Source organism: Brucella daejeonensis, assembly GCF_014199265.1.
Lineage (GTDB): Bacteria > Pseudomonadota > Alphaproteobacteria > Rhizobiales > Rhizobiaceae > Brucella > Brucella daejeonensis.
Window position 1 is genome coordinate 1 of the sequence record NZ_JACIJG010000048.1, and the last position, 2,817, is coordinate 2,817.

Genomic DNA, 2,817 nt, shown 5'->3' on the forward strand with positions numbered 1-2,817 from the left:
GTAACGGCCCGATTGCTACCACCTGTTGAAGCAAGACCTCGTGACGTAAGACACGTCTTTAGCGGCGTCGTTAATGACGTGTCTTGAGATTGAGGTATACGATGCGGATGGAGATACTGGGCCATGAGCGCCGCCGTCGGTGGCGAGCCGAAGAGAAGCTTGCGATAGTCAATTCGGTTGGGGTTGATGGCGCGACAGTAACAGAAGTTGCGCTACGTCACGATGTATCCCGCCAGCAGATTTATATGTGGCGTAGCGAGTTGAAGAGGAAGGGACTTCTGCCTGCGTCGGTAGAGGCGTTGTTTCTTCCCGTTGATATGGCCGCCACACGGCTTGGCTCTGAGCCGAATAGCTCCGTCAATGTTGCATCCTCGATGATCGAATTGCAATTGCGCTGCGGCCGTCGACTTTGTTTTGGCAGCCAAGTGGAAGGTGCGGTGCTGACGCGGCTGATCCGGGCGGTGGAACAGGCATGATCGGACCGGGCACCGGCGTTCGGGTTTATCTTGCCTGCGGCGTGACAGATATGAGGAAGGGCATTGAGGGCCTTTCGATGTTGGCACAGGATGTCTTGCGCCAGAAGCCAACTGGGGGAGCTGTCTTCGCCTTTCGTGGGCGGCGTGGTGATCGGGTAAAGCTGCTGTATTTTGATGGCCAGGGATTTTGCCTTTATTATAAAATTCTGCAGAAAGGCCGTTTCCCCTGGCCTTCAGCGGCCGATGGAACAGCTCGGCTGACAGCAGCGCAGCTGGCGATGCTATGGGAAGGAATAGACTGGAGACGCCCGGACTGGGGTGCTCCGCCGGCACGTGTCGGTTGATTTTATCTTACTGAAACTACTTGTTTTTATGGCATTCTGTCCTAATTTATGCTAGACAGGATCATGTCGAATGCGAGCTCAATTCTTCCTGATGATCCAGCCTTTCTGAAGGCGATGATCACCGCCTTGCAGGCGGAGAATGCGAAGATGTCGGCGGCGTTGAAAGCGCATGATCACCTGATCCAGGGTCTGAGGCTACGCATTGCCCGGCTGAAGAAACAGATCTTCGGCAAGTCTTCTGAAAAGATCGAGCGAGAAATTGCGCAACTGGAACTGGCGCTTGAGGATCTGTTGATTGCCAGTGCCGAACACGAGACCGCGACCGTCGAGGAGCTTGAAGACGATCCGGCTTGCGTCCCGGATGAGACATCACAAACCAGACCGCTGCGCCGACGTCCGCGCGTGTCGGAAAATGCCGTTCGCGAACGCCGGGAACTGGATCCCGGTCATTGCTGCCCTGCCTGCGGTGGAGAATTACGCATTGTCGGAGAGGATGTCAGCGAAATCCTCGATATGATCGCAGCGACGATGAAGGTTATCGAGATCGCCCGGCCAAAGAAGTCGTGCCGTTGTTGCGAGAAGATGGTGCAGGTTCCTGCGCCCAGCCGCCCGATACCGGGTAGCATGGCTGGTGCGGGCCTTGTGGCCTATATTCTGGTCTCGAAGTTCGACGATCATCTGCCGCTCTATCGCCTCAACGAGATCTTCGCGCGGATGGGTGTCGATATACCTGACAGCACACTGGTGGACTGGTGCGGTCGTGCCATGCAAGCGCTTCGGCCACTGATTGAGCGTATTGAGATCGAGATCATGAAAAGCGATCTCCTCCATGCTGACGATACGCCGATCCGGGTGCTGGATCGCTCATTGCGCGACAAGGGACTGGGCAAAGGTGTGAAGAAGGGCAGGATTTGGACGTATGTCCGCGATCAGCGTCCATGGGCAGGCGGCGCACCGCCGGGTGCGGTTTATTACTTCGCTCCCGATTGGAAGGAAGAGCACGTCCACCATCATCTGCGAGAGGCGAGCGGCATCCTTCAGGCTGATGGCTATAAAGGTTACACAAAACTATACGAACCTGATGCGGGTGGTAACTGCCGTTTCCGCGAAGCTTCCTGTTGGGCACATTGGCGGCGTGACTTTCATGACATCTGGACCGCGAACAAATCCGAGATTGCGCGCGAGGCTCTCGATCGGATCGGCGCGCTGTATGATATCGAGCGGGATATTGCAGGTCGGCCCGCCGATGTACGGCTTGTCACGCGTCAAAAGCACAGCAAGCCAAAGGTCGAGGAACTGCGCGCATGGGCGGAAAAGCAGTTGCTTCGCATTCCGGGCAAAAGCGAACTGGCGAAGGCTTTGCGCTACGGGCTGAGCAGATGGCCGTCATTATCCCTGTTCCTGGAGGACGGGCGTGTGGCCATGGACAACAATGCCGCGGAGCGAGCCCTGAGGCCGATAGGAGTAGGACGCCGGAATTGGTTATTCGCAGGCGCGGATACTGGCGCGGAAACTCTGGCACGCGCCATGACGATCATTGAAACGGCGAAGATGAACGGCATCAACCCGCAAGCTTATCTGGCCGATGTGCTCGACCGCATTCATGATCACAAAATCAATCGGCTCGATGAATTGCTTCCATGGAATTGGGTGCCTCTCGTGGCAGAACATGCTGAGGCAGCCTGATGGCCACGGTCACGTTTGTCTACACCACAGACTATGTCGCCGAAATGCTCGAAGAGGATGTCGATCTTCTTCAAGCGATCATCTACAATGACGACAATCTGACCTATGGCAATATCATCACCGTCGTAACCGGCGACGGCCAGACTACGAGCGCCCTGACAGACGACGGCATCGATGAGCTCAGACAGATTCTAGCCGACGCGCGTCAATCAGCCGAAAAATGGCAAGAATTCCTCGAATGCTTTGTCGACGACCAGGAAGTCGTCGAACGTGTCAAGACATATTCCCCACGGTAACAATCGGGCGGTTAC

At 56.1% G+C, this 2,817-nt stretch carries 4 protein-coding genes; all 4 read left to right on the top strand.

Features of this window, described 5'->3' with window-relative positions:
* Positions 1–101: 101 nt before the first annotated feature.
* The 4 genes from tnpA to FHS76_RS22385 all read left to right on the top strand — a co-directional run bounded on the left by tnpA (position 102) and on the right by FHS76_RS22385 (position 2,802).
* Complete coding sequence (gene tnpA, locus FHS76_RS22370; protein ID WP_235992876.1) at positions 102–476, top strand: IS66-like element accessory protein TnpA; 375 nt, start codon at positions 102–104, stop codon at positions 474–476.
* Complete coding sequence (gene tnpB / locus FHS76_RS22375) at positions 473–820, top strand: IS66 family insertion sequence element accessory protein TnpB (protein ID WP_011982990.1); 348 nt, start codon at positions 473–475, stop codon at positions 818–820. The genes tnpA and tnpB overlap by 4 nt, the downstream gene beginning before the upstream one ends.
* A 63-nt stretch (positions 821–883) precedes the next feature.
* Positions 884–2,506 carry an IS66 family transposase gene (gene tnpC / locus FHS76_RS22380; RefSeq protein ID WP_183658522.1) on the top strand — a complete coding sequence of 541 codons (1,623 nt, stop codon included), beginning with the start codon at positions 884–886 and terminating at the stop codon, positions 2,504–2,506.
* Entirely contained in the window at positions 2,506–2,802 is a 297-nt protein-coding gene (locus FHS76_RS22385; protein ID WP_183658524.1) for a hypothetical protein, read from the top strand. The genes tnpC and FHS76_RS22385 overlap by 1 nt, the downstream gene beginning before the upstream one ends.
* Positions 2,803–2,817: the final 15 nt, after the last annotated feature.